Origin of the sequence: Pseudomonas sp. TWR1-1-4, assembly GCF_049897165.1 — a bacterium.
In the GTDB taxonomy this organism is placed as follows: domain Bacteria; phylum Pseudomonadota; class Gammaproteobacteria; order Pseudomonadales; family Pseudomonadaceae; genus Aquipseudomonas; species Aquipseudomonas canadensis.
In genome coordinates this window covers 243,807-270,716 of record NZ_JAFCVS010000006.1, presented here as the reverse complement: position 1 = coordinate 270,716, position 26,910 = coordinate 243,807, and the positions used below count along the sequence as shown (strand labels likewise).

Below are 26,910 nucleotides of genomic sequence, written 5' to 3'. Positions count from 1 at the left end.
CTACCCGGGCACCCCCGGGGCTGGGGGGCCCGGGGGCCGGGCGCGGGCCCCCACACCCCCCCCCGCCCCGCCACCCCGGCTCCTACAGGTCGGGTGTCAAATGCCCTGGCTGCGAAGCCACGCCATCAACTGCGGCAACGGAAACGCCCCGCTCTGGCGCGCCACTTCGCGACCGTTCTTGAACAGAATCAAACTGGGAATCGAGCGAATCCCCAACTGCGCCGACAACTGCTGATTGGCCTCGCTGTCCAGCTTGGCCAGCCGGCACTTGCCCGCCAACTGCCCGGCCGCCTGCTCGAACACCGGCGCAAACGATTTACACGGTCCACACCAGTCGGCCCATACATCCACCAGCAACGGCAGGTCGCCTTTGATCTGGCTGGCGTAGTCGCCTTGTTTCAGCTCAAACGGCTTCTTCAACAAAACCGGCTGCTTGCAGCGCCCGCACTTTGGCGCATCACCCAGGCGTTCACCAGGGATGCGGTTGAGCCCGTTGCAGTGGGGGCAGGGGATTACAAGAGGTTCGGACATCGGGGGCTCCTAGGGTGTGGCCATTAGGTTCAATCTGGAGCCGGCAACGAGGTTTATCAAGACCAGATGCGATCTGCCGGGGGGGGGGGGGCGCAATCGCTCGTCTCCGAGAGATTGCGTGGCAAGCGCCAGCTCAACATACGTCAAATACGTTGGCTGGCTGAGCGTTTTGGGGTTTCAGTAGAAACCTTCATTTAAAGGTTTTTACGAGGAACAACTAATCTCCAAATGCTTCCCCCAATCCGGCGGCCGCTGTGCGTATTGCTCCATCCCCGCTTGCTCCTCAAACGGCTTGGAAAGCACCTCATGCAGCCGTCGCACCTCGCTGTAATCCCCGGACTCGGCGGCAGCGATGGCATTCTGCGCAAGATAGTTGCGCAAGATATACAGCGGGTTCACCGCATGCATCCGCGCACGGCGCTGTTCCTCGCCGTAGTCACCATCCCGTGCAACACGCGCCTTGTACTGCTCGGCCCAGGCATCAAACCCGGCCAGGTCGACGAAGTCATCGCGCAACCGCGCCACGGCCAACGCCGCCGACTCATCCCCCAGGCGGCGGAAGAACAGGGTGTAATCCACGCCGCTGTTCTGCATCAGCTTCAATAACCGCTCCACCAACTGCTGGTCATCGTCTTCGGCGGTGGTGAGTCCCAGGCGGCGGCGCATCAGATCCAGGTAGTTCGCCTGATACAGCGGCAGGTACAGCCCAAGGGCTTCTTTCAAGGCGTCGACGCTGATAAACGGCGTCAGTGCTTGCGCCAATGCACTCAAGTTCCACTGCCCAATCGGCACCTGATTGCTGAAGGAATAGCGTCCTTCATGGTCCGAGTGGTTGCAGATGAAGTGCGCGTCAAAATCATCCAGAAACGCAAACGGCCCGAAGTCGAAAGTGATGCCGAGGATCGACATGTTGTCGGTGTTCATCACGCCATGGCAGAAGCCATAAGCCTGCCACTTAGCGATCAATTCGGCGTTGCGCTCGACGATTTCGCGGAACATCGCCAGGTACGGCTCGGGTTGTTCGCGGCACTCGGGGTAGTGCAGGTTCAGTACATGCTCGGCCAACAGCGCCTGCTGCTCGGGCTTCTTGGTGTAGTAGAAATATTCGAAATGGCCGAAGCGGATATGGCTGTGCGCCATGCGCAATACCATCGCGCCACGCTCCTGTTTCTCACGCCACACGGGGGTGTCGGAGCCGATCACGCACAGTGCGCGGCTGCTGGGGATGCCCAGCGCGTGCAGGGCTTCGGAGGCCAGAAACTCACGGATCGACGAGCGCAACACGGCACGCCCATCGCCCATGCGTGAGTAAGGTGTCATCCCGGCGCCCTTGAGGTGCAGGTCCCAGTGCTCGCCGGCTTCGTTGTACACCTCACCCAGTAACAACCCACGGCCGTCACCCAGCTGCGGGGTGTAGCCGCCGAACTGATGCCCGGAATAGACCATCGCCCGCGGTTCTGCCTCGGCCCACAGCTTGTGGCCGCCAAACAATTCGGCAAATACCGGCGTTTGGGCAACAGCGGGGTCAAGGTCGAGCAGGGCCATCGCGGCCTCACTCGCTACGACCAGGCGCGGTGCGTCGAGGGGCTCAGGCAGTACGTGGGTCGAGAATGCGTCGCCCAGGCGTGCGAAGCGGTTGTCGAAGGTCAGTTTGTCGAGGGCTTTCACCGGCCATCTCCAGCAGAATGTCCGAGCATTCTGCTGGGGATAGCGGAGTTAGTCGAGCTTGCTCGGCGGCGGTTCCGGCGCATCGTCGACTTTGCCGGGTGGCGGCTCGGGGGCGTCTTGCTCTGTCTCAGGCCCTGCGATGGTCTTGCGGTCATCCTCAACCGGCACCAATTTGTATTCCTGACCGTGCATATTCTTCAGGTACACCTCCATCTGCCGGAACGAGATGTTGATGTGCTGTTTCTTGAACTCACGGTTGATGTAGCGGTTGACCTCGTCCAGCACCGGGTTACGGTCACCCAGGTCGCGTACATGCATGCGCAGTTCGTGGTCGAGCGTGCTTTCGCCGAAATTGAGGAAGTAAACATGGGGTTCTGGCTCTTTCAGGACCCGTGGGTTTTCCCTGGCAGCCTTGAGTAACAGTTCCTTCACCAGGTCCAGATCCGAGCCGTAGTCCACGCCCAGTTTCAGGGTGACGCGGGTGATGGTATCGGTCAGCGACCAGTTGATCAGTTGCCCAGTGATGAAGGTTTTGTTCGGGACAATGATGTCCTTGCGGTCAAAGTCAGTGATCGTGGTGGCGCGGATGCGGATCTTGCTCACCGTGCCCGACAGGTTGCCGATGGTGATGGTGTCGCCGATGCGCACCGGGCGTTCGAACAGGATCATGATGCCGGAGATGAAGTTCGCGAAGATCTCCTGCATACCAAAGCCCAAGCCCACCGACAGCGCCGCCACCAGCCATTGCAACTTGTCCCAGCTCACGCCGAGGGTGGACAAGGTGGAGACGAAACCGACGCCGGCAATCACATACGACAGCAACGTGGTGGTCGCATAGGCGCTGCCCTGGGCCAGGTCCAGCTTGGACAGCACCAGCACCTCGAGCAGGCCGGGCAGGTTGCGCGCCAGGGCGAAGGTGATGCCGATGATGATCAGCGCGCCGAGCAAGTCGCCGATGCTGATCGGCACCATGCTGATATTGGCACCCGTACCGCTGGTGTATTCGTACAACGTGACGTTATCCAAATACGAAAACACCGAGATCAGGTCAGACCATACCCAGTACAGCGCGGCAATAAAGCCGCCGAGCAAGGCCAGGCGAATCAGTCGCATGGACTGTTCGTTAACCTGTTCGATGTCCAGGGTCGGTTCTTCGATCACTGCTTCGCCGTCGCCGGCTTCCTTGGCGGCCTGGCGTTTGGCCAGGGCACGCGCATAGGCCAGTCGCCGGGCGGCAACGCCCAGGCCGCGGACGAAGGTGGCTTCGATCACCAGCCAGAACATCAGCAGGTAAAGGGTGTTGATCAGGCGGTCGCTGAGCTTGAGCGCGGTGTAGTAGTAGCCAAAGCACACGGCGATAAACAGCGCGACCGGCAGCGCGGTAAACATCAGGCCCACGGCCTTGCGGAACAGTGAGGCCTTTTCATGGGTCGGGCTGTTGAGCAACAGGCGGCCGAGCAGCCAGGCCATCAGCGCGTAGCAGGTGAGTACCACGCCGATGCCCAGCACGTCGTCGGCCAGCGCCGCCGGTTGGTGTTCAGCGATGGCCACCACGGCCACCAGCGCGAGTACCACCAGCCCGAGTTTGCGCACCCAACCTTGCAGGAATTCGACCTGGGGCTTTTCCCAGCGAAAGTGCAGTTCCGCCACGCCACCCGGCGCCAGGATGCGATAAGCGGTATAGAACACCAGCCAGGCCTGGGCGATTTGCAGCAAGGCCGAACCGAGGTTGGCGTTCTGCCCACGGGCGTCGATTTGCAGCGCGTAGCCGCACAGCGCCAAGCCTAAGGAAACCGGCATTGCCAGCAGAATATTGATCAGGATGGCCTGGGGCGTGTGCCACTGGCTGTCGCGCTTGAAGTGGCCAATATCCAGATGCACCTTGTTCAGGCGCTGGTACAGGTTTTTACGGCGCCATAGCAGCGCGCCAATCAACAGCAGCAGCGGCAGGAACAGCAGCGGGCGCTGGGTCAGGCCGTCGTACAGTTCGCTGACGCTGGAGGCCCAGGGCAAGGTGGCGACTTGCTTGCTCAGGTGCGCCGGTACCGTTTCCAGCCATTCGGTGTCCAGCGGCTTGTTGCTGGGGATCCAGAACATCTGCTCATCCAGCGTCGCGCGCAGGGTGGTGGCGGTGCTGAGCAGTTGTTTCTGGTTCAGTTGCAGGGTGATGGATTCATTGAGCAGCGCGCTCAGCTCACGGCTCAGGCGCTCCAGCAGGTCGCTGCGGGTGATCGCCAGTTCCAGCAGGGTGCGGCGCAGTTGGGGGGTGATGTCTTCCGGCGCTTGGTTGGCCAGCAAGTTATCCACATAGGCACTTGGCGAACTGATCAGTTCGCGTTGCTGGTTGACCTCGAATTGGTACAGGCGAATGTTGGCGATGTCGTCCGCCAGGTCGCGGTCCACGGTCAGGCGTGGCAAGGCTTGTTTCTGTTTGTAGAGGATCTTGGACAGCAACAGGCTGCCCTTGAGCACGTTGATCTGCTCGTCCAGGGCCGAGTCGCTCTGGGTCACCGTGTCGAGTTGCTGCTTGGTTTTCAGGTTCTTCTGGGTCAGATCGTTGAGGCGGTCGGTGCTTTTGAGCAGGTAGTCGGACAACTTCAGGTTGGCCGCGCTTTCCGTGGCCAGCAGGCTACTGCCGCCGGCCTTTTGCGCTTCGATGGACTGCTGGGTCACCGTTTGTTGGGACTGGGCCAGGCGTTTCTGGTTGATCAGGGTTTGCAGGTCCTGGATCTCTTGTTCCAGGCGCGCGGTTTTTTCCATCACCAGGTCGTGTTGGCTGTTGCCCAGGTCTTGCAGTTGACTGTTGCCGGCCAGTTCCTGGCGACGCAGCGGGATCAGTGCGTTGAGGGCGGCCAGTTCGGCATTGAGCTGGTTGCGCTGGTCGCCGCTGAGGGTCTTGCCGTTGTCCTTGCCGGCCTTGAGGATCGAGTTGATCTGCAGGATGCGCGTCTGGCTGCTGCTGATTTCAGTCTGGGCGCGCTCCGGGCGGGTCTGGGCGGCGATGGACAGGCTATTGGCGTCGGCCAGTTCTTTTTGCAGGTCACCTTGCTGGGTGGTGCGTTGCACCAGCAACTGCTCAAGCTGCGGCACCGGCAGGGTGGCGTAGCGCTGGGCGACCGGGATGATTTTGGTGGCCTTGAGCCGGGTCAGTTCGCGCTGGTTGTCGGCGGTCTCGCGCGGCGCGTCTTCCAACTGGCGCTTGAGGTCGACCAGGCGCTGCTCGTAATCCTGCTTGTTGCCCAGGTACGTCAAGGTCTGCTGCAGGATGCCCTGCAGGGCCTTCATGTCGGCGTCGGGCAGCTTGCGGTCGGGCAGCTTGTCCAGAGTTTGCTGGATGGCGTCGGCGCTGGGCGGGTCGGCCGCGTGAACGGTGCCGACACAAAGGGTCAGGCCCAGCAGGGCAGTGGCGAGGAACGTGCGCAGGGTAGGCATAGAGACCGGTCTTGCAAGGTGAAGAATCGGGGGCGTCGTCGCCCCGCAGTTTAGAGGAAGAGTCCGGGGCCCGGGCGACTTCCTTCGGGGAATCTGACGCCCACTTTGCCAATCTTGTTCCCGTCCATGACCGCGACGGTCCAGATGGTGTTGTTCCACTCCACCTGGTCGCCGACGATGGGCGCGCCGCCGACTTTCTGGGTGATGAAACTGCTCAGCGGCATATCCGGGTCGATGCCTTCCAACTTCAGGCCGTACAGCGCGGAAACCGCGCCCAGTTGGGCATCGCCTTCCAGCACGAAGTCGCCGAAGAAACGCAGGTCCAGACCGCGTTGCGGGGCTTGGCTGAACAGTTTGCCCAGGGCCGGCAGGTTGTGTTCGTGGCCGATCACGCAGAGCAGGTCGCCGACTTCCAGCACGGTACTACCCGACGGATGGAGCAGTTGCTGGCCACGGAACAGCGCGGCGATCCGCGTGCCTTCGGGCATTTTCAGCTCACGCAGGGCTGCGCCGATGCACCATTTTTCCGCGCCCAGGCGGTAGACGAACAGCTCCCACTCGCTGGTGACGTGCACTTCCAGCGCGGCACGGGAAATCGGCGCCGGGTCCGGCGGTACGGTGACTTTGAGCAGCTTGGCCACCCACGGCAGGCTCGTGCCCTGCACCAGCAGCGACACCAGCACGATAAAGAACGCGAGATTGAAGTACAGCTGCGCATGGGGCAGCCCGGCCATCAGCGGGAACACCGCCAGAATGATCGGCACCGCGCCGCGCAGGCCCACCCAGGCGATAAAGGCCTTTTCCCGACCGTGGAACGCTTTGAAAGGCAGCAGGCCGACCATTACCGACAATGGCCGCGCAAACAGAATCATCCACAGCGCCAGGCCCAGGGCCGGCAACGCGATGGGCAGCAAGTCATGGGGCGTGACCAGCAGGCCCAGTACCAGGAACATGCCGATCTGCGCCAGCCAAGCCATGCCGTCGAGCATATGCAAAATGCCATGACGGCTGCGCACCGGGCGGTTGCCGATCACCAGGCCGCACAGGTACACGGCGAGGAAGCCGCTGCCGTGCAGGGCGTTGGTTACGGCGAACACGAACAGGCCGCCAGCGATCACCAGGATCGGGTACAGGCCGGTGGCCAGGTTGATGCGGTTGACCATTTGCAGCATCAGCCAGCCGCCGCCCAGGCCGACCACGCCGCCGATGCCGAACTCGCGCACCAAGTGAGTCAGCAGGCTCCAGTGCAGGCCGGTCTGGCCGCTTGCGAGCATGTCGATCAAGGTGACAGTGAGGAACACCGCCATTGGGTCGTTGCTGCCGGATTCGATTTCCAGGCTGGCGGTGACCCGTTCGTTGAGGCCCTTGCCGCCGAGCAGCGAGAACACTGCCGCAGCGTCTGTGGAGCCGACAATTGCGCCAATCAACAAGCCTTGGATGATATTGAGGTCAAACAGCCAGGCCGCGGCCATGCCGGTGAGGCCGGTGGTAATCAACACCCCCACCGTGGCCAGCGACAACGCCGGCCAGAGTGCCACGCGGAAACTCGCCACCCGTGTGCGTAAACCGCCATCGAGCAGGATCACGGCCAGGGCGAGGTTGCCCACCAGGTAGGCGGTTGGGTAGTTATCGAAGATGATGCCGCCGCCATCGACGCCGGCGACCATGCCCACGGCCAGGATGATCACCAATATCGGGATACCCAGGCGGGACGAAAGAGAACTCACCAGAATGCTCGCACTCACCAGCAACGCGCCGATCAAGAACAGGCTGTTGATGGTCGTCGCATTCAAAGGCAGTACTCCATGAGCAAACAAGACGGGGCGCAAACTGACCATGCAGTCTGCGTGCCAGCGATTCTAACCTGTTGAATTGCTGCGCTGTCAAAAAGCTTTTTCTGATTCGTGCGGAGCTAATGTGGAAGCTGGCTTGCTGTAGTGAGCAGGGCTCTAGTGGTGAGCAGGCAGGCTGTGATGATCAAGACTTTTGTGGTGAGCAGGCTTGCCCTGCGCTGGGCTGCGAAGCAGCCCCAAAACCAGTCACCGGATACTGTCTGTAAAAATGAGGTGTTCCTGTTGGGGCTGCTTCGCAGCCCAGCGCGGGGCAAGCCCGCTCACTACAGTCGGTCGGGGTCAGTTACAGGCGGAAGCGCCCGACCATTCCATTCAAGTCCACCGCCAGGCGCGACAGCTCGCTGCTCGCCGCACTGGTCTGGCTGGCACCGGTGGCCGATTGCACCGACAGGTCACGGATGTTCACCAGGTTGCGGTCCACTTCCCGCGCCACCTGGGCCTGTTCTTCCGCTGCGCTGGCGATCACCAGGTTGCGTTCGTTGATCTCGACGATCGCGGTATTGATGGTATCCAGCGACATCCCGGCGCCTTTGGCGATATTCAGCGTCGATTCGGCGCGTTCGGTGCTGTTGCGCATCGAATCCACCGCGTGTTCGGTGCCGGCCTGGATACTGCCGATCATCCGCTCGATCTCGCTGGTCGATTGCTGCGTGCGATGAGCCAGGGCGCGCACTTCATCGGCGACCACCGCAAAACCGCGACCGGCTTCGCCAGCACGTGCCGCTTCAATCGCCGCGTTCAGGGCCAGCAGGTTGGTCTGGTCGGCCAGGCCACGGATCACGTCCAGCACCTTGCCGATATCGCGGGACTCATTGGCCAGGTCGCCAATCAAGGTGGCGGTGGCTTGCACATCGCCGCTCATGCGTTCGATGGCGCTGACGGTTTCCTGCACCAGGTCACGGCCATCGCCGGCAGAAGTGGTGGCGTTGCGCGATGCCTCGGAGGTGCTCACCGCATTGCGGGCAACTTCTTCGACGGCACTGGTCATCTCGTTCACCGCCGTGGCGGCTTGTTCGATTTCGTTGTTTTGCTGGGTCAGGCCACGGGCGCTTTCGTCGGTGACGGCGTTCAGTTCCTCGGCAGCCGACGCCAGCTGGGTCGCGGACCCGGCAATGCGTTGCAGGGTGTCGCGCAGTTTGTCCTGCATCTTGGCCATGGCCGCCAACAGGCGCCCGGCTTCGTCGTTGCCGTCGACTTTGATCGGGCGCGTCAGGTTGCCTTCGGCCACTTCTTCGGCTGCTTCCAAGGCCTGGGAGATGGGCAGGGTGATGCTGCGGGTCAGCAGCCACGCAAACAGCAGTGTCAGCAGGGTGGCGATCACCAGAAGGCTCACCACCATGTTGAAGGCCATGTTGTATTGGTCTTCGGCGTCTTTATTGGTAGCCAGGGCCATCTTATTGTTGATGTCCAGCAGGCGGGTGAGCACGGCGTTGACCTGCTCGGAGTTGCTCAGCAGTTCGGTGTTGAGCAGGGTGCGCAGCTCTTCCACTTGATTGGCGCGCGACAGGCTCTTCATGCGCTCTTCAATCTGATGGTACTGGCCCAGCAGGCGTACGTATTCGTCGTAGGTCGAGCGCTCTTCGCTGCTCTCGATGAGTTTTTCGTAGATGCCCTGGGCCGTGCGAATCTGCTGATTGCGCAGCTCAAAGGCTTCCAGGGTTTTTTGCTGGACCTCCGGCTCGCGGTTGGTCAGCAGGCGGTACGACAGCACCCGCAGGCGCAGAGTCAGTTGGGTGAACTCATCGAGGGCACGAATGCTTGGCACGCTGGACAGGGTGATGTCTTCCGTGGCGGCGCGTATCTTGCTCATTTGATTCAGGGCGAACACACCGAGAAACAACATCAACGCGCCAATAAACGCGAAGCCGAGGAAGGCCCTCGGAGCGATATTCATATTACGAAGCGACATGCGGGAATCCTGGGGGAGATGCGCGATCCGTGCGGCCATCAGACGGGGTGTCCCTCTTTATCGGTCGTACGACTAAAGTCTAAAGGGGCGTGTGCGGTTTTGTCGCATCTGACGAGGGGTTTGATCGATTCAGGAACCAGATCCGGTAAATGCAGTCACTAAGGCTCGAAAGTGCGGCCCGGCCCTTAAAAATCGGGCTGCGCGCCGGGGATAACCCTGGCATCCGAGGTGAATTTTCTTTATCGTCACCGCCCTTTTAAAAAGCTCGAGAAATCAAAATGTTAGAAGCATCCCTCAGCCAATTGGAACAACTGGTCAGCGACCTGGTACAGCAGAACCAGGATCTGCTGGGCACCAACGAATCCCTCAAGGCCGAACTGGCCCGCGCCAAGGACGAGAACGACAGCCTGCAACTGAACCTGATGGAACAGGAAGAAAAGCACGGCGCCACCGCCGCGCGTATCCAGGCGCTGGTTGAGCGTGTGAGCGCAGGGCCTGTCGGCGCATGAGTGAAGGGATAAAGGTCGTTTCGATTCTCGGAGAGGATTACTCGATCAAGGCACCGGCCGGGGAAGAGAAAACCCTGATGCACGCCGTGACCCTGCTCAAGGCGTCCCTGGCCACCACCAAGAAGAAGTACCCGACCCTGATCGGTGACAAGCTACTGGTGCTGGCGGCGCTGAACCTGTGCGCCGAGCAGATCGAAATGCAGCAGGCGCACCAGCAGGAACTCGACCGTTACCAAGAGCAAGTCAGCGCCACGGTCGATGTGATTTCCAAGGCGATCGGAACGCCTTAGAACCACTCATCTTGCATGCCGAGGCACGTGTCATCGCGGGCCTCCAAGATTGCCAGTTCATGATGGCAGCTCGGCACTTCCCAGGTCAGGAAGTACCGGGCAGCCTGGAGCTTGCCTCTATAGAAGGCCACATCCGCCGCATGACCCTTGGCCAAGCCTGCTTCGGCGCGAATTGCCTGTTCCAGCCAGCGCCAGCCAATTACCGTATGCCCGAACACCTTCAGGTACAGCGCCGAATTCGCCAGGCTGCTATTGACCTTGCCCTGGGCGAGATCCGTCAGCAGGCCAAGGGTGACGGTTTGCAGGCGGTTGACCAGCTGTTCCAAGGGTTCCCTCAGCACGGTAAGGCTCGGGTATTCCTGCGCACGGGCGCCGGTTTCGGCGATCAGTCTTATCAGTTGCTTCAAGCCCGCGCCGCCATTCTGCGCCAGTTTGCGCCCGAGCAAATCCAGGGACTGGATGCCGTGGGTGCCTTCATGAATCGGGTTCAGGCGGTTGTCACGGTAATACTGCTCCACAGGGTATTCGCGGGTGTAGCCATGGCCGCCGAGAATCTGGATCGCCAGTTCGTTGGCTTTGAGGCAGAACTCCGACGGCCAGGATTTGACGATGGGCGTGAGCAGATCCAGCAGTTCGTGAGCTTGTTTGCGTTCGGTTTCGGTGGCCAGGGTGGTGGTGTCGTCGAACAGCCGCGCGGCGTAGAGGCCGAGGTCGAAGGCGCCTTCTACGTAGGATTTTTGGGTGAGCAGCATGCGCTTGATGTCTGCGTGCTGAATGATCGAGACCGGTGCGGTCGTGGGATCTTTACTATCGGGCAGGCGGCCTTGTGGGCGTTCGCGGGCGTATTCCAGCGAGTAGAGGTAGCCGGCGTAACCGAGCATGACGGCGCCCATACCGACGCCAATCCGCGCCTCGTTCATCATCTGGAACATGCAGCTCAAACCCTGGTGCGGCTTACCCACCAGATAACCGATGCAATTGCCGTTATCGCCGAAGTTCAGCGCAGTGGACGTGGTGCCGCGCCAACCCATCTTGTGGAACAGCCCGGCCAGCAACACATCGTTGCGCTCGCCCAGGCTGCCGTCGTCGTTGACCAGGAACTTGGGCACGATAAACAACGAAATGCCCTTCACCCCGGCCGGTGCGTCCGGAAGTTTGGCCAGCACCATGTGCACGATGTTTTCCGACAGCGGGTGGTCACCGCCGGAAATGAAGATCTTATTGCCCTTGAGTCGGTAAGTACCGTCAGCCGCTGGCTCTGCGCGTGTACGAATATCTGACAGGGATGAGCCGGCGTGAGGTTCGGTGAGGGCCATGGTGCCAAAGAAACGGCCGTCGATCATCGGTTGCAGAAAGCGTTGTTTCTGGTCCTCAGTGCCGAAGCTCTCGATCAGGTTGGCGGCGCCCATGGTCAGGAACGGATAGGAAGTAGATGCCGCGTTGGCCGACTGGAAGTGCGCAAAACAGGCTTGGGACAGCAGGGTCGGCAGTTGCATACCACCCGCTGCAAAGCTGCGGGCTGCGTTGAGGAAGCCGGCTTCGAGGAACGCATCCACCGCTGGCTTCACTTCCGGAATCAGGATGGCCTTGCCGTCTTCGTAGCGCGGTTCGTTTTCGTCGTTCTTGCGGTTGTGAGGAGCGAAATACTTCTCGGCAATAGTGCGCGCGGTACTGATGGCCGCATCGAAGGTTTCGCGATTGTGCTCGGCAAACCGCTCGCGCTGGGTCAGGCCCTCGGCATCGAGGACTTCGTACAGCTCGAAAGCCAGATTGCGGGAACTGAGCAGCGTCTCGGACATGGCGGCTTACCTTTGGAGGAATTGGCCTGAGTCTAAGTGCGCGAATAGAGGCTGGATAGCAAGATTGATTTGGGTGATGGAAGGCCAGAACAAACTCGGTTCTTGTGGGCGCTGGCTTGCCTGCGATGCAGACACCTCGGTGCGTCAGTTGCACTGAGGTGCTGCTCTCGCAGGCAAGCCAGCTCCCACAGGGTTTACCGTTAGCCGATGGTCATGAGGCTGGCGTTACCGCCAGCTGCCGCCGTGTTAACACTCAACGCCCGCTCGATCACCAGGCGTTCCAGTGCAATCGCGGTCTCGCCTTGGGACAAACCATGCACCCCGACAATCGCCCCACTGCGCTGCGCAACTTGCTGGCACACCGCACGCAATTGATCGGAATCACCGTGATGCAAGACCGCGTCGAACACTACGTCGTCCTTGGTCCAGTCGGCCACGCGCTTGATCTTCGCCTGAATCTCCTTCGGCAGGCGTGGGAACAAGGCCTTGGTCAGGTCAGATTCCGGCCATACCGCCGAACCGCCCACGGCCAGTACCGCCGCCAGTTGCGTCAGCAGATCGCCTTCCACTTCTGCCAGGCACAGTACGTGCTCGCGGGGCAGGATGGCGTAGCTGTTGCGTTCGCCGGTCGGGCCGGCCAGTTGGCGGGTGATACCGCTTTGCGATTGCGCGGCGAACTGGCTGCACAGGGCGCTCAGGTCGCTGAACTTATTGCTGTCGGCCCAGGATTTCAGGGCGGTCAGCGGCTGGCTCATGGCATCTCGCAGGCGCACGTCCGGCGCGGCCAGTGCGTCGCCGCGTACGAAGGATTGCTCGATGGCATCCGTAGGGCGCGTCGACAGCAGGCGGTACAGGTACAGCGGGCCTCCGGCTTTCGGGCCAGTGCCCGACAGACCTTCGCCGCCGAAAGGTTGCACGCCGACCACAGCGCCCACGATGTTGCGGTTCACATAAACGTTACCGGCGTTGACGTTGTCGATCACCTTGGCGATGGTCTCGTCGATACGGGTGTGCACGCCCAGGGTCAGTCCGTAGCCGGAAGCGTTGATCTGGCCGATGAGCTGGTCGATCTCTTTGCGCTTGTAGCGCACCACGTGCAGCACCGGTCCGAAGATCTCCCGTTGCAGCTCGTCGAAGCTTTCCAGCTCGATCAGGGTCGGCATCACGAAGGTGCCGCGCTTGATCTCTTCACCGTCGGCAATCGCCACTTGATACACATTGCGGCCTTTGTCGCGCATGGCCTGGATGTGTTTTTCGATGCCGGCCTTGGCTTCGGCATCGATCACCGGGCCGATGTCGACGGACAGGCGCTCAGGGTTGCCCAGACGGCATTCCGCCATGGCGCCCTTGAGCATTTCGATGACACGGTCTGCCGAATCTTCCTGCAGGCACAGTACACGCAGGGCCGAGCAGCGTTGGCCGGCACTGTCAAAGGCCGAGGACACCACGTCGATTACCACTTGTTCGGTGAGCGCCGAGGAGTCGACGATCATCGCGTTCTGGCCGCCAGTTTCGGCGATCAGCGGGATCGGACGGCCCTGGGCATCCAGGCGGCCGGCGACATTGCGTTGCAGCAGGCGCGCCACTTCGGTAGATCCAGTGAACATCACGCCTTTGACGCGATCATCCCCCACCAGGCGGGCACCCACGGTTTCGCCCTGGCCCGGCAGCAGTTGCAGCACGCCTTCCGGAATACCGGCTTCCAACAGGATGCGCACGGCTTGCGCGGCGACCAGCGGAGTTTGTTCGGCCGGCTTGGCCAGTACCGGGTTGCCGGCGGCCAATGCGGCGGCGACTTGGCCGCTGAAGATGGCCAGCGGGAAGTTCCACGGGCTGATGCACACCACCGGCCCCAGTGGGCGGTGGGCGTCGTTGGTGAAATCGTTGCGTGCCTGCACCGCGTAATAGCGCAGGAAGTCTACGGCTTCACGCACTTCGGCGATGGCGTTGGCGAAGGTCTTGCCGGCTTCACGGGCCAGCAGGCCCATCAGTGGCTGAATCTCGCCTTCCATCAGGTCGGCGGCACGTTCCAGGATGGCGGCGCGCTCGGCGGGCGGGGTGGCCTGCCAGATCGGACCGGCGCTGATGGCGCACTGGATAGCGTTGTCGACGTCTTCGACGGTGGCTTCTTGAACATGACCGACCACGTCACGCAGGTCGGACGGGTTCAGTACCGGCGCCGCCGCTTGCTCGCTGGAGGCGCAACCGAGCATCGGCGCAGCTTTCCAGTTGTTGTGAGCCGTGGCCAGCAAGGCGCAGGACAGCGACGCCAGGCGGTGTTCGTTGGCCAGGTCGATACCGGCCGAATTGGCGCGGTCGCTGCCGTACAGGTCACGCGGCAAGGGGATACGCGGGTGCGGCAGGCCGAAGCCGCCTTCCAGCGTGGCCATTTGCTCGATGCTGGCCACTGGATCGGCCACCAGCTCCTGAATGGAGATGGATTGGTCGGCAATGCGGTTGACGAACGAGGTGTTCGCGCCGTTTTCCAGCAGGCGACGGACCAGGTAAGCCAGCAGTGTTTCGTGGGTGCCGACTGGAGCGTACACACGGCACGGACGGTTCAGCTTGCCATCGGCAACCTTGCCTACAACCTGCTCGTACAGCGGTTCGCCCATGCCGTGCAGGCATTGGAACTCGTACTGGCCGGGGTAATAGTTCTGACCGGCGATATGGTAGATGGCCGACAGCGTGTGAGCATTATGCGTGGCGAACTGCGGGTAGATGACTTCCGGCACCGACAGCAGTTTGCGTGCGCAGGCAATGTAGGAAACGTCGGTGTACACCTTGCGGGTGTAGACCGGGTAGCCTTCCAGGCCTTCGACCTGGGCGCGCTTGATCTCGCTGTCCCAATACGCGCCTTTCACCAGGCGGATCATCAGGCGATGGCGGCTGCGGCGCGCCAGGTCGATGACGTAGTCGATCACATACGGGCAACGCTTCTGGTAGGCCTGGATCACGAAACCGATACCGTTCCAGCCGGTCAGTTGCGGCTCGAAGCACAGGCGCTCCAGCAGGTCCAAAGACAGCTCCAGGCGGTCGGCTTCTTCGGCGTCGATGTTCAGGCCGATGTCGTATTGCTTGGCCAGCAAGGTCAGGGACAGCAGGCGCGGATACAGCTCGTCCATCACGCGCTCGTACTGCGCACGGCTGTAGCGCGGGTGCAGTGCCGACAGCTTGATGGAGATACCCGGACCTTCATAAATCCCACGGCCGTGGGAGGCTTTGCCGATCGAATGGATGGCTTGTTCGTACGAGGCCAGGTACTTCTGCGCGTCGTGTTCAGTCAGCGCAGCTTCACCGAGCATGTCGTAGGAATAGCGGAAACCCTTGGCTTCGAACTTGCTCGCGTTGGCCAGGGCTTCGGCGATGGTTTCGCCGGTGACGAACTGTTCGCCCATCAGGCGCATCGCCATGTCGACGCCCTTGCGGATCATCGGCTCGCCGCTCTTGCCGATGATGCGGCTCAGGGACGAGGTCAGGCCTGCTTCGTTGTGGGTGGCGACCAGTTTGCCAGTCAGCAGCAGGCCCCACGTAGCAGCGTTGACGAACAGCGACGGGCTGTTGCCCAAGTGCGGCTGCCAGTTGCCGGTGCTGATCTTGTCGCGGATCAGTGCGTCGCGAGTACCCTTGTCCGGGATGCGCAGCAGCGCTTCGGCCAGGCACATCAGTGCCACGCCTTCCTGGGACGACAGGGAAAACTCCTGCAGCAGGCCCTGAACAATACCGGCACGGCCGCCAGCACTTTTCTGGTTACGCAGTTTTTCGGCGATTGAGGCGGCCAGCTTGTTGGTGGCTTCGGCCATCGGGGCCGGCAGACGAGCCTGTTCGATCAGCATCGGCACCACTTCCGGCTCGGGGCGGCGGTAAGCGGCGGTGATCGAGGCGCGCAATACGGATTGCGGCAGGATGCTCTCGGCGAACTCAAGGAAGCACTGGTGGGCGTGGTCGGTCTGGACCTCGCCTGCATCGTCCGCGTCCTTGCTGCTCAAACCATTGAGTTCGGACAGGGTTGCACCACCCTCCAGTTTCTCCAGGTAATTGAAAATCGCCTGCTTGATCAGCCAGTGCGGCGTGCGATCAATGGAGGTCGCGGCAGCCTTCAGGCGCTCGCGGGTCGGGTCGTCGAGTTTGACCCCAAGGGTGGTCGTAGCCATTTTCTTATCCTCATGGGTGCCACTACCGAGTGGCATTAGCTGGCGGCAAGATTAGCTTTGCGCATGCAGAGGTGCAACCGGGTGCAACCCTTTTTATTCAGGAAATTTTCGATCGTGATCGGCAAAAAAAGACACTGCCGACGGATTCCGCTCTGCCTTGGTGCGTTTACTTCTGAGATCGGCTGTTCTTGCTCCGAAAAGGAGCAAAAACAGGGCGTTTTCCACAAAACATATCAAGGTGCAACTTATTCTCACGAAACTGGTTGCACCTTATTTGCTTTGTTGAATAGCATTCGCGCCCAAGGTGCAACCACTTTGAAAGTTCGGTTCATCGGCTGACGGCTTTCCTGGGGAAACGTCAGTCATAAATGCGCGGCACGCAGCTACGTCTACCTACTTCCAGTGGGTGGCCGTCTGACAGACCGTTGCTACATAAAAACAAAGCCAGGGCGTCACTCTTATGAGCGTTAGTAATCCAACCCTGATCACGTTCGTGATCTATATCGCAGCAATGGTGCTGATCGGCTTCATGGCCTATCGCTCCACCAACAACCTTTCCGATTACATCCTGGGCGGTCGCAGCCTCGGTAGCGTGGTGACTGCCTTGTCGGCCGGCGCTTCCGACATGAGCGGCTGGTTGTTGATGGGCCTGCCGGGCGCGATCTACATGTCTGGTCTGTCGGAAAGCTGGATCGCCATCGGCCTGATCGTCGGTGCCTACCTCAACTGGCTGTTCGTCGCCGGTCGCCTGCGGGTCCAGACCGAGCACAACGGTGACGCGCTGACCCTGCCGGATTACTTCTCCAGCCGTTTCGAAGATAAAAGCGGCCTGCTGCGGATCATCTCCGCCGTGGTGATCCTGGTGTTCTTCACCATTTACTGCGCCTCCGGTATCGTCGCCGGCGCCCGCCTGTTTGAAAGCACCTTCGGCATGTCCTACGAGACTGCCTTGTGGGCCGGTGCCGCAGCGACCATTGCCTACACCTTCGTCGGTGGTTTCCTGGCCGTGAGCTGGACAGATACCGTACAAGCCACGCTGATGATTTTTGCGCTTATTCTCACGCCGATCATCGTGCTGCTGGCCACCGGTGGCGTCGACACCACGTTCCTGGCGATCGAAGCCCAGAACCCTGACAACTTCAACATGCTGAAAAACACCACGTTCATCGGCATCATCTCGCTGATGGGCTGGGGCCTGGGTTACTTCGGCCAGCCGCACATCCTGGCGCGTTTCATGGCGGCGGATTCGGTGAAGTCGATTGCCAAGGCACGTCGCATTTCCATGACCTGGATGATCCTGTGCCTGGGCGGCACCGTGGCGGTGGGCTTCTTCGGTATTGCCTACTTCTCGGCGCATCCGGAAGTGGCAGGTCCTGTGACCGAAAACCACGAACGCGTATTCATTGAGCTGGCCAAGCTGCTGTTCAACCCATGGATTGCCGGCGTGCTGCTGTCGGCCATCCTGGCGGCGGTGATGAGCACTTTGAGCTGCCAACTGTTGGTGTGCTCCAGCGCCTTGACCGAAGACTTCTACAAGACCTTCCTGCGCAAAAACGCGTCCCAGGTTGAGTTGGTATGGGTCGGTCGCCTGATGGTGCTGCTGGTTGCACTGATCGCCATCGCAATGGCCGCCAACCCGGAAAACCGCGTACTGGGCCTGGTGAGCTACGCCTGGGCCGGTTTCGGCGCCGCATTCGGCCCTGTGGTGCTGATCTCGGTGATCTGGAAAGGCATGACCCGCAACGGCGCACTGGCCGGTATCTTGGTCGGCGCGATCACTGTGATTGTGTGGAAACACTTCGAATTGCTGGGCCTGTACGAAATCATCCCAGGCTTTATCTTCGCCAGCTTGGCGATCTACTTCGTGAGCAAGATGGGCGCACCGACTGCCGGTATGGTCGAGCGTTTTGATGCTGCGGAAAAAGACTACAACCTCAATAAGTAATTCGCTGGGTGTTTAGCGCCAAGTGAGTTGAAATAAAGGCCCGCGTCCTACGGATTGCGGGCCTTTTTTTATGTGTAATTTATGTCGGTCCTAAGAAAATTCGGACGTGCGCACGTAGGGTTTTACTGATTTTCTTGGCGAGTGCTCAGCAGGTTGCAAGGGTGATGCAAAATCGGCAGCCCACTCCCCGCAGAGAAACACCGGATGTTCGCTCCTGCCAACCAAAGCGCCTTTACCCTGACCCTCGACGGGGAGCCCAGTGAATTCCAGGTCCACGGTTTCGTGGGGGATGAGTTCATCAGCCTGCCTTTTCGCTTTGACCTTGAGTTGGTCAGCGAACAGTCCGATCAAGACCTTGAGAGCCTGCTACACCGTCAAGCGTTCCTGGGGTTTGACGCTCATGGCCATGGTATTCATGGCTTGGTGTATCGGGTGGCGCAAGGCGATTCGGGCAGGCGCCTTACCCGTTACCAGATCACCCTGGTGCCGCAGCTGGCTTATCTGGAACACAGCACTCACCAGCGGATTTTCCAGAAAAAAACCGTATCCGAGATCATTGCGCAGGTATTGCAAGCTCAGACTATCCAAAGTGATGCCTTCGCGTTTCAACTGAGCGGCAAGTATCCCGAGTGTGAATACTGTGTTCAGTTCGGCGAAACCGATCTGGAGTTCATTCAGCGTCTATGTGCCGAATCGGGCATTCACTATCACTTCCAGCACACCCCTGAGCGTCACCTGTTGGTGTTTGGCGACGATCAAAGTGTTTTTGCGCGGCCTGATCAACCCACACCGTATTCGCCTGGTACCGGGATGGTTGCCGACGAGACAGCGATCAAGCGCTTTATTCTGCGGCTGAAGACTCGTACCACCGGTGTGAACCTGCGGGACTACGATTTCAAAAAGCCTAGCCTGACGTTGGAAAGCGAAGTATCCAGTCAGCTGCGGCCCACCCTGGACGACCAGCGCTACCCTGGGTACTTCACGGATCGTGAGCGTGGTAAGTACCTGGCGCAACGCCTGCTGGAGCGTCATCGCAGCGATTACCGTCAGGCGAGCGGCGCTAGCGACCAGCCGGCGTTGGTCACTGGGCAGTTCTTGAAGATGACTGGGCATCCTCGTCAGGAATGGAATGATTTGTGGCTGATTACCCAGTTGCACCATGTAGGGCACCAACCTCAGGTGCTTGAGGAGTCTGTTGGCAATGAGTCGCCTCAAGGCTACAGCAATGAATTTGTTGTAACGCCTTGGGACGTAGCGTTTCGAACACCTCTGATTATGTCCCGGCCTCAAATATCGGGTTACCAGAACGCAGTGGTGACCGGTCCCGCCGGCAGCGAAATCCATTGCGACGAATACGGCCGGGTCAAGGTGCAGTTGGCGTGGGATCGCGATGGGGAACATAACGACCATTCCAGCTGCTGGCTGCGGGTTGCCAGCGGCTGGGCGCATGATCGTTATGGGGCGGTATTGATCCCTCGGGTCGGTATGGAAGTGTTGGTAGGCTTCGTTAATGGCGACATGGATATGCCGCTGGTCATGGGCTGCCTACCCAATGCGGCCGCCCAGGTGCCCCTCGATCTGCCTGCGGACAAGACCCGCAGCATCTTCCGCAGCCAGAGCAGCCCCGGTGGTGGTGGCTACAACGAGTTGCGCATCGAGGACCGCAAGGGGGCCGAGGAAATCTACCTGCGTGCCCAGCGGGACTGGACCCAACACGTGCTGCATGACCTTCGGGTAAAAGTGGACGGTGAGTCGCATCACGAACTGCAAGGCGAGGAGCTGCGCATTATCCATGGCAACCGTCTGACAGACCTGAAGCGAGACGACCACTTGATGGTTGGCGGCTCTCGGCAGGTAAGGGCAGGGCAGGCCATTCTGATAGGCGCGGGGCAAAGCGTTGTGATCGATGGTGGCGCAACTGTCACGATTCAGGCGGGCGGGCAGTCGATCACGCTGTCTGCGGGCGGGATTTTCAGCAGTATGCCAATCCAGCTTGGCAGTGCGCCCGCTGCTACTGCAGCGCCGTTAACGCCTGGACTGAAGGAAACACTGCTGGCGGTGATTCCTGCTCCGCTGAGCCGCGTGCAGGTGGCCAGCCTCAAGCGCAGCGCGCCGTTTTGCGAAGAGTGCGAGCGTTGCAAAAACGGCCAGTGCGGCCCCATCTGACTTTTAAAGGGATTTACGAAGATGCATCAACCTTTGCTGCCTGGCGAACAACTGTTTGCAGTGCTGAGCGCTGCCAGCGACGCCAAACCCCTTGACGCTTGGCGGGCGCTTGCCGTCGGTGCTCCGCCGCAACCCATATGGGCCGGCACGGCCTATGCGACATGGGACGAGATCATGCCCTATGTAGGTATTGTCGAGCCGGGCAGTCCTTTCCTGGAATGGGCCGCCTGCACTGATGCCACGGATTGGGGGTGGTTGGCCATATCGACCCACCCGCTGGAAACCGTGATTGCACACCTGCAAGGACTGACCAAGGTCTACCTGCCCGATGGTCAGGATGTGTTCTTACGGTTCTGGGATGGTGCTCAATTCCTGCCAATCCTTCAGCAGTCGGGCGATGAGCTATTGCCGGTGTTCCAGCGCTACGTGATCAATGGCCAGTCGCTGACCGGCACTTCTGGCCCAGTCACAGCCGCCAAGGCGAGCCCGTGGTGGCGAGTGCCTGCGCCTTTACTGCAACATCTGGCCGAGCAATCGCCCCAAACCCTGATCGATAACCTCCTGCAAGGGCTCGAAGAGCAGCGGCCCGACCTTTACACCGCATTCGTGCCGACGACCTTGCGGCACAAGGTCGCCTATTTCACGCGCCGCCGGGATGTCAGCCATCACGGTTTGGCGGACTACCTGGCTTCAGAGTTGAGTTGAACCCAGCGCCTGCTGCAGATCTTCGATCAGGTCTTCAATCGCCTCGATGCCTACTGACAGGCGAATCATTTCCGGCTTCACGCCGGCTTTGGCTTGTTCCTGCTCGTTCATTTGCCGGTGAGTGGTGGACGCCGGATGACACGCCAGGGACTTGGCGTCGCCGATGTTCACCAGGCGCTTGAAGATTTGCAGCGCATCGTAGAAGTGCACACCGGCGGCATAACCGCCTTTAAGGCCGAACGAAAGAATCGCCGAGGGTTTGCCCTGCAGGTATTTCTGCGCCAGTTCGTGGTGCGGATGATCCGGCAAGCCGGCGTAGCTGACCCATTCCACCTCGGCATGGCCTTGGAGGAACTGCGCAACTTTCAAGGCATTTTCAGTATGACGTTCCATGCGCAGGGCCAGGGTTTCCAAGCCTTGTAGCAGCAGGAAGGCATTCATCGGTGCCAGCGCCGCGCCCGTGTTGCGCAACGGCACGGTACGCGCGCGGGCGATGAAGGCGGCGGGACCGAACTTTTCGGTGTAGACCACACCGTGGTAGGCCGGCTCTGGGTTGTTGAGACCGGGAAATTTCTCCGGGTAGTCGGCCCAGGGGAAAGTGCCGCTGTCGACGATTACGCCCCCCAGGGAATTGCCGTGGCCGCCGATGTATTTGGTCACCGAGTGCACCACGATATCGGCGCCGAACTGGATCGGCTTGCACAGGATCGGCGTGGCCACGGTGTTGTCCACCATCAGCGGCACGCCACGCGCGTGGGCGACCTTGGCCAGGGCTTCCAGGTCGACGATATTGCCCGCCGGGTTGCCGATACTTTCGCAGTAGACCAATTTGGTGTTGCCGTCGATCAGTTCGGCGATAGCTTCGGCCGAGTCGTCACGGGCGAAACGCACATCGACGCCAAAGCTGGGCAGCAAGTGCGCGAACAAGGTGTAGGTGCCGCCGTAGAGCTGCGGGGTGGTGACGATATTGTCACCCGCTCGCGTAAGGGTCTGGATCGCATAGTGAATCGCTGCGCTGCCGGCCGATACCGCCAGCGCCGCGATACCGCCTTCCAGCGCGGCGATGCGCTGTTCCAGCACGTCATTGGTGGGGTTCATGATCCGTGTGTAGATATTGCCGGGCACGTCCAGGTTGAACAGATCGGCGCCGTGCTGGGCGTTATCGAATTCGAACGCGACGTTCTGGTAGATCGGCACAGCGACGGCCTTGGTGGTCGGGTCCGACTTGAAGCCGTGGTGCAATGCGATGGTGGCGTCTTTCATGATGGTGGTGGACCTCCCTGGCGTGTGGATCGCCACAATAAATCCGCACCCTCACCAACATTTAGACTTTTTTCAGGTGCACACCTCTCTTTTCGACATAAGCACCGCCCGGCACGCCGCACTGCACCAACGCCCGCGTAAAAGGTAAACTTCGCCCCCTGCGCAGGAGCAACCATGAATTATCGTCACGCCTTTCACGCCGGCAACCACGCCGATGTCTTCAAACACCTGACCTTGACCCGCCTCATCGCCCTGATGTCGCGCAAGGAGCAGCCGTTCGCCTACCTCGACACCCACGCCGGGATCGGCCTGTACGATCTGCAGGGCGACCAGGCCAATCGGACCGGTGAATACCTGGAAGGCATCGCGCGCCTGTGGGGCGAAAGCGATCTGCCGCCGTTGACAGCCGATTACATGCGCGTGCTGCATGAGATGAACCCGGATGGCGAGTTGCGTTACTACCCAGGTTCGCCGGAGTTGGCGCGACGCCTCACTCGTCCACAGGACCGTGTGCTGCTCAATGAAAAACACCCGGAAGACGGTGTGCTGCTCAAGGACAATATGAAGGGTGATCGCCGCGTGAAGGTGCATTTGGGCGAAGGCTGGCATGTACCGCGTGCCCTGCTGCCGGTGCCGGAAAAGCGTGCGCTGATGCTTATCGATCCACCGTTCGAGAAACTCGACGAGATGCAACGCTGCGCCGCTTCCCTCAAGGAAGCCGTGAGCCGCATGCGCCAGACCGTCGCGGCCATCTGGTACCCGGTGAAAGACCAACGCATGTTGCGCCGTTTCTACCAGGACTTGGCCGGCACCGGTGCGCCGAAGTTGCTGCGTGTGGAGTTGCTGGTGCATCCGTTGGACACACCCAACACCCTGACCGGCTCGGGCCTGGCGATCGCCAACCCGCCGTGGGGTTTAGAAGAGGAGTTGCGTGAGCTGCTGCCGTGGCTGTCCAAGAAGCTGGGCCAGACCCAGGGTGGATGGCAGATGGATTGGCTCATCGCTGAGTAGTCAGCAACGCTGATCAAATTGCGGGGGGCGGGCTGTTGTGGTGAGCGAGCTTGCTCGCGCTGGGCTGCGTAGCAGCCCCAAAACCAGTCACCACGGTCTATCAGAAAAACCGTAGCGGCCTTGTTGGGGCCGCTTCGCGCCCCAGCGCGAGCAAGCTCGCTCACCACAGGGGATCTGTGTAACCACAAAATGGCTTCAGATCGGGCAGCTCACGCCCGTTCCGCCAATCCCGCAATAGCCCTGCGGATTCTTCGCCAGGTATTGCTGGTGATACGCCTCGGCAAAATACACCGTCGGCGCTTCTTCGATTTCCGTGGTGATCGCACCCAGTCCGGCTTTGGTCAGCTCAGCTTGATAAGCCTCGGCACTCGCCTTCGCTGCCGCCAATTGCTCCGGCGTGGTCGCATAGATCACCGAGCGGTACTGGCTGCCGATGTCGTTGCCCTGGCGCATGCCCTGGGTCGGGTTGTGCAGTTCCCAGAACATCTTCAGCAAATCTTCGTATTTCACCTTGGCCTGGTCATACACCACCAGTACCACTTCGCTGTGGCCAGTCAGGCCGGAGCAGACTTCTTCGTAGGTCGGGTTCGGCGTGTAGCCGCCGGCGTAACCGACCACGGTGCTGACCACGCCATCGCGCTGCCAGAACCGGCGCTCGGCCCCCCAGAAGCAGCCCAGGCCGAAGATCGCAAAGCCGACGTCATCAAGGAACGGGCCCAGCAGCGGGTTGCCGTTGACGAAGTGATTCTCTGGCAGCGCCATCGGGGTTTCACGGCCAGGCAGAGCTTGTTCTTGGGTAGGCAGCACGTTTTTGTTCACCAGAATTTCCGAGCGCAAGACCATGATCAGTCCTCTCGTCAGGTTGAGTTAGCGGTAAATTTTCAGACCGTCAGTGTGCCCGAGTGTTACAGCGCTGTCAGGCGATTGGCCCGCGCGGGTAGCGTTTGAGCATCGCCAGCAGCTCTGCACCGGGGATTGGCCGGTCAAACAGGTAACCCTGGCCCACATCACAACGGTGCCGACGCAGGAACGCCAGCTGCTCGGCGGTCTCGATGCCTTCGGCGACCACCTTGAGCTTGAGGTTGTGGGCCATGGCGATCACCGCGGAGGTGATTTCCATGTCGTCCTGGTTGTCCGGGATTTCGTGGATAAAGCTGCGATCGATTTTGATGATGTCGATGGGGAATTTTTTCAGGTAACTCAGCGACGAGTAGCCGGTGCCGAAGTCGTCCATGGCCAGGGTCAGGCCAAAGCTTTTCAGTTGATCAAGCTGTAGGCGCGTGTCTTCGGTGGCTTCCAGCAGCAGGCCTTCGGTCAGTTCCAGCTCCAGCAGGTTGGCCGGCAACTGTTCTTCCTTGAGGATCGCGGCAATCGAGGCCACCAGGTCCGGGTCGGAGAACTGCTTGGGCGACAGGTTGATTGCCACCTGCAAGTTGCCCATGCCGCCGGCGCTCAGTTGCTTGCTCATGCGGCAAGCCTGGCGGGCGATCCATTTGCCGATCGGGATGATCAGGCCGGTCTCTTCCGCCACGCTGATGAATTGGTCCGGGCGGATCATGCCTTTTTCCGGGTGGTTCCAGCGCAGCAACGCTTCCATGCCCAGCAGGCGGCCGCTGCGCAGGCACAGCTTGGGCTGGTAGAACACGTCCAGCTCGTTCTGGGTGAGGGCGCGGCGCAGGTTGTTCTCGACGAACAGCTTGTAGCTGGCCTCGGCGTTCAGCGCTTCGGTAAACACTTGGACCTGATGCTTGCCGTTGGCCTTGGCCTTGTGCAAGGCCAGGCCGGCGTTGCGCATCAGTGTTTGCGGATCGCGACCGTGCAGTGGCGCGCACGCCAGGCCCACGGAGCCGGTGACGCTGATCAACTGGTTGTCGACGAACATCGGTTTGTCGAGGGTTGCCAGCAACTGGCTGGCAACCTGCTGGCCGCTCTCCAGGTCGGTGTCGTCGAGCAGCACCGCGAACTCGTTACTCGCAAACCGTGCCAGGCTGCCGCCGGCACTCAGGCTGTTACGCAAACGCCGTGCGAGGCTGATCAGCAGCTTGTCGCCGGTCTGGTGGCCGAGGCTGTCGTTGATGCGCTTGAAGTTGTCGATGTCCACCAGCAACAGGCTGATCGGGCTGTCGCTGTCGCGGGCAAAGCGTTCGTCGAGGTTGCGGATGAACGCCGGGCGGTTGCCCAGGTTGGTCAGGTTGTCGGTGTAGGCCAGGCGCTCGATGCGCTGCTGGGCCAGCTTGGTCTGGGTGATGTCTTCGTAGATGCCTATGTAGTGGGTCAACTCGCGGTTGTCGCCATACACCTTGGAAATCGACAGTTGGCCCCAGTAGGGTTCGAGATTTTTGCGGCGGCTCTTGAATTCACCCTGCCAGCTGTTGCTCTTGGCCAGGGCTGACGGTGCGTCGAACAGCAATTCACTGAGGTTTTCCAGCGCCGGCAACTGGGCCAGGCGGTGGCCATGGACCTCTTCGGCACTGTACTGAGTGATCGCGGTAAAGCTCGGGTTGACGTACTCGACCACACCGTCGCAATTGACCAGCAGAAAGGCATTGGCGCTTTGCTCCACGGCGCGCTGGAACAGGTGCAGAGCGCTGGTCGCCGTACGGCGGTTGTGGTTGTTGATGACCTGCGCGAACTGATCGGCCAGCTCGCCGGCAAAGGCAATTTCATCGGCTTGCCAGGCGCGGGTGCTGCCGCTTTGCTCCAGGCACAGCACGCCCACCACATGGCCGTCGACGCGAATGCTCGCGTCGAGCATGGCGTGGATGTCTTTATCGCGCAGGCTGTCGGCCATTTCCCGGGTGCGAGGGTCGCGCAGCGCGTTGGTGGCGTCGATCGCCCGGCTGCTGTGCAAGGCTTCCAGGTAGTCCGGGAAGCAGCTTGCATCAATGGATTCGGGCAGGTGGTGTTGCTCGTCGGCGCGGTGGTAGGCGGAGATCGGCACCAGGCGCTGGCCTTCGAGGTTCCAGATGCTGGCGCAGTCAATCTGGTAGATATCACAGGCACTGCGGGTGATCAGTTCGGCGGCTTCTTGCAGCGAATTGTGGGTGGTGTAGCGCTGGCGGGCCAGCAACAGGATCAGTTCCTGCTGGGCGCGCACCCGCTCCAGATGCTGCAATTGTTCAAGTTGGGCACGCTGGTTGAGCTCCAGGGCGATCTGCAGGCGGCTGTTCTGGTTCTCCAGGTCTTCCGTCGGGGCAGCGGTGGGAATTTCGCTGAACAGGCCGTCGACCACCATCAAGTAACCGCGCAGCAGGTGGCGATTGTGTTGTTTATAGGATTCGCCCATCTCCAGCAGGCTCATCGGCCCGTCGTTGGTGTGCAGGGTGTAGCGCACCAGGTAATGCGGGCTCTGGGTCAGTTGCTGCTGGATGGTGTCGTGCAGTTGATAGCGTGCCTGGGGCTCCATCAGGCTGGCGTAGGGCGTGCCGATCAAGGCGCACAGCTCGACCGCCGGCAGGCCGAATTGGCGTTCGCAATTGGGGTCGAGGTAAAGGAGGGCCCAGCTTGCCTCATTCAGCCGCTCGAAACGCAGCATACCGAGGCGCGAAGGCACCGGTAACTGCGTCACTACCTCGGCCGCCATACGGGCGACATCGGGCTGGCTTTTCATGGGGGAAACTCACTTGAAATTACGCGCACGGCGCCGGGCTCACGCCCTCTTTTCTGTTGCCTGCG

Annotated in this window: 15 protein-coding genes and 3 pseudogenes; 7 read left to right on the top strand and 11 right to left on the bottom strand. The window is 60.8% G+C overall.

Annotated elements, in window-relative coordinates; all coding sequences use genetic code 11:
• Window positions 1-96 precede the first annotated feature (96 nt).
• Window positions 97-531 (bottom strand): thioredoxin TrxC, encoded by a 435-nt coding sequence (gene trxC, locus ACP7C6_RS20445; RefSeq protein ID WP_058423529.1) that lies wholly within the window; start codon window positions 529-531, stop codon window positions 97-99.
• An 81-nt stretch (window positions 532-612) separates the two neighbouring features.
• Between trxC and ACP7C6_RS20440 the strand changes: the two are divergent.
• Window positions 613-729: pseudogene (locus tag ACP7C6_RS20440) on the top strand (transcriptional regulator); the annotation flags it as partial.
• Window positions 730-735: 6 nt separating this feature from the next.
• On the opposite strand, the gene selO reads toward ACP7C6_RS20440, so the two are convergent.
• From selO to ACP7C6_RS20415, 5 genes and pseudogenes are all read right to left on the bottom strand, one after another.
• Entirely contained in the window at window positions 736-2,199 is a 1,464-nt protein-coding gene (selO, locus tag ACP7C6_RS20435) for a protein adenylyltransferase SelO (protein WP_426109165.1), read from the bottom strand.
• Window positions 2,200-2,247: 48 nt separating this feature from the next.
• Window positions 2,248-5,631, bottom strand: coding sequence for a mechanosensitive channel MscK (gene mscK / locus ACP7C6_RS20430; RefSeq protein ID WP_028615454.1), 3,384 nt, complete (start codon window positions 5,629-5,631; stop codon window positions 2,248-2,250).
• 50 nt (window positions 5,632-5,681) lie between these two features.
• Complete coding sequence (locus ACP7C6_RS20425) at window positions 5,682-7,424, bottom strand: potassium/proton antiporter (protein WP_016977199.1); 1,743 nt, start codon at window positions 7,422-7,424, stop codon at window positions 5,682-5,684.
• 343 nt (window positions 7,425-7,767) lie between these two features.
• Window positions 7,768-8,367, bottom strand: a pseudogene (locus ACP7C6_RS20420) (methyl-accepting chemotaxis protein); the annotation flags it as partial.
• Window positions 8,368-8,670: 303 nt separating this feature from the next.
• Window positions 8,671-9,327, bottom strand: a pseudogene (locus ACP7C6_RS20415) (MCP four helix bundle domain-containing protein); the annotation flags it as partial.
• A 344-nt stretch (window positions 9,328-9,671) separates the two neighbouring features.
• On the opposite strand from ACP7C6_RS20415, the gene ACP7C6_RS20410 reads away from it, so the two are divergent.
• On the top strand, window positions 9,672-9,902 hold the full coding sequence (locus tag ACP7C6_RS20410) for a hypothetical protein (RefSeq protein ID WP_016977201.1): 231 nt from the start codon (window positions 9,672-9,674) through the stop codon (window positions 9,900-9,902).
• Entirely contained in the window at window positions 9,899-10,192 is a 294-nt protein-coding gene (locus ACP7C6_RS20405; protein WP_016977202.1) for a cell division protein ZapA, read from the top strand. The genes ACP7C6_RS20410 and ACP7C6_RS20405 overlap by 4 nt, the downstream gene beginning before the upstream one ends.
• On the opposite strand, the gene ACP7C6_RS20400 is transcribed toward ACP7C6_RS20405, so the two are convergent.
• Both ACP7C6_RS20400 and putA read right to left on the bottom strand, forming a co-directional pair.
• The gene (locus tag ACP7C6_RS20400; RefSeq protein ID WP_426109164.1) at window positions 10,189-11,991 is read right to left on the bottom strand and encodes an acyl-CoA dehydrogenase; all 1,803 of its coding nucleotides are present in this window, start codon (window positions 11,989-11,991) and stop codon (window positions 10,189-10,191) included. The genes ACP7C6_RS20405 and ACP7C6_RS20400 overlap by 4 nt on opposite strands.
• Window positions 11,992-12,191: 200 nt before the next feature.
• Entirely contained in the window at window positions 12,192-16,145 is a 3,954-nt protein-coding gene (gene putA / locus ACP7C6_RS20395; protein ID WP_308908264.1) for a trifunctional transcriptional regulator/proline dehydrogenase/L-glutamate gamma-semialdehyde dehydrogenase, read from the bottom strand.
• A 460-nt stretch (window positions 16,146-16,605) separates the two neighbouring features.
• On the opposite strand from putA, the gene putP reads away from it, so the two are divergent.
• The 3 genes from putP to ACP7C6_RS20380 all read left to right on the top strand — a co-directional run bounded on the left by putP (window position 16,606) and on the right by ACP7C6_RS20380 (window position 20,961).
• Window positions 16,606-18,090, top strand: coding sequence for a sodium/proline symporter PutP (putP, locus tag ACP7C6_RS20390; RefSeq protein ID WP_028615458.1), 1,485 nt, complete (start codon window positions 16,606-16,608; stop codon window positions 18,088-18,090).
• Between the two features lie 204 nt (window positions 18,091-18,294).
• Window positions 18,295-20,256, top strand: a complete 1,962-nt coding sequence (locus tag ACP7C6_RS20385; RefSeq protein WP_426109163.1) for a type VI secretion system tip protein VgrG — start codon at window positions 18,295-18,297, stop codon at window positions 20,254-20,256.
• A 21-nt stretch (window positions 20,257-20,277) separates the two neighbouring features.
• The gene (locus ACP7C6_RS20380) at window positions 20,278-20,961 is read left to right on the top strand and encodes a DUF4123 domain-containing protein (protein WP_311894296.1); all 684 of its coding nucleotides are present in this window, start codon (window positions 20,278-20,280) and stop codon (window positions 20,959-20,961) included.
• Here ACP7C6_RS20380 and ACP7C6_RS20375 read toward each other — a convergent pair.
• Window positions 20,947-22,224: an O-acetylhomoserine aminocarboxypropyltransferase/cysteine synthase family protein gene (locus ACP7C6_RS20375; RefSeq protein WP_311894298.1), complete on the bottom strand. Its 1,278-nt coding sequence runs from the start codon at window positions 22,222-22,224 to the stop codon at window positions 20,947-20,949. The genes ACP7C6_RS20380 and ACP7C6_RS20375 overlap by 15 nt on opposite strands.
• A gap of 174 nt (window positions 22,225-22,398) precedes the next feature.
• Here ACP7C6_RS20375 and ACP7C6_RS20370 point away from each other — a divergent pair, with 174 nt between their 5' ends.
• Window positions 22,399-23,235, top strand: coding sequence for a 23S rRNA (adenine(2030)-N(6))-methyltransferase RlmJ (locus ACP7C6_RS20370; RefSeq protein ID WP_028615462.1), 837 nt, complete (start codon window positions 22,399-22,401; stop codon window positions 23,233-23,235).
• Window positions 23,236-23,430: 195 nt separating this feature from the next.
• Here ACP7C6_RS20370 and msrA read toward each other — a convergent pair whose 3' ends face one another.
• Window positions 23,431-24,078 carry a peptide-methionine (S)-S-oxide reductase MsrA gene (gene msrA / locus ACP7C6_RS20365; protein ID WP_028615463.1) on the bottom strand — a complete coding sequence of 216 codons (648 nt, stop codon included), beginning with the start codon at window positions 24,076-24,078 and terminating at the stop codon, window positions 23,431-23,433.
• Window positions 24,079-24,151: 73 nt separating this feature from the next.
• Window positions 24,152-26,845: a putative bifunctional diguanylate cyclase/phosphodiesterase gene (locus tag ACP7C6_RS20360; protein WP_028615464.1), complete on the bottom strand. Its 2,694-nt coding sequence runs from the start codon at window positions 26,843-26,845 to the stop codon at window positions 24,152-24,154.
• Window positions 26,846-26,910 lie beyond the last annotated feature (65 nt).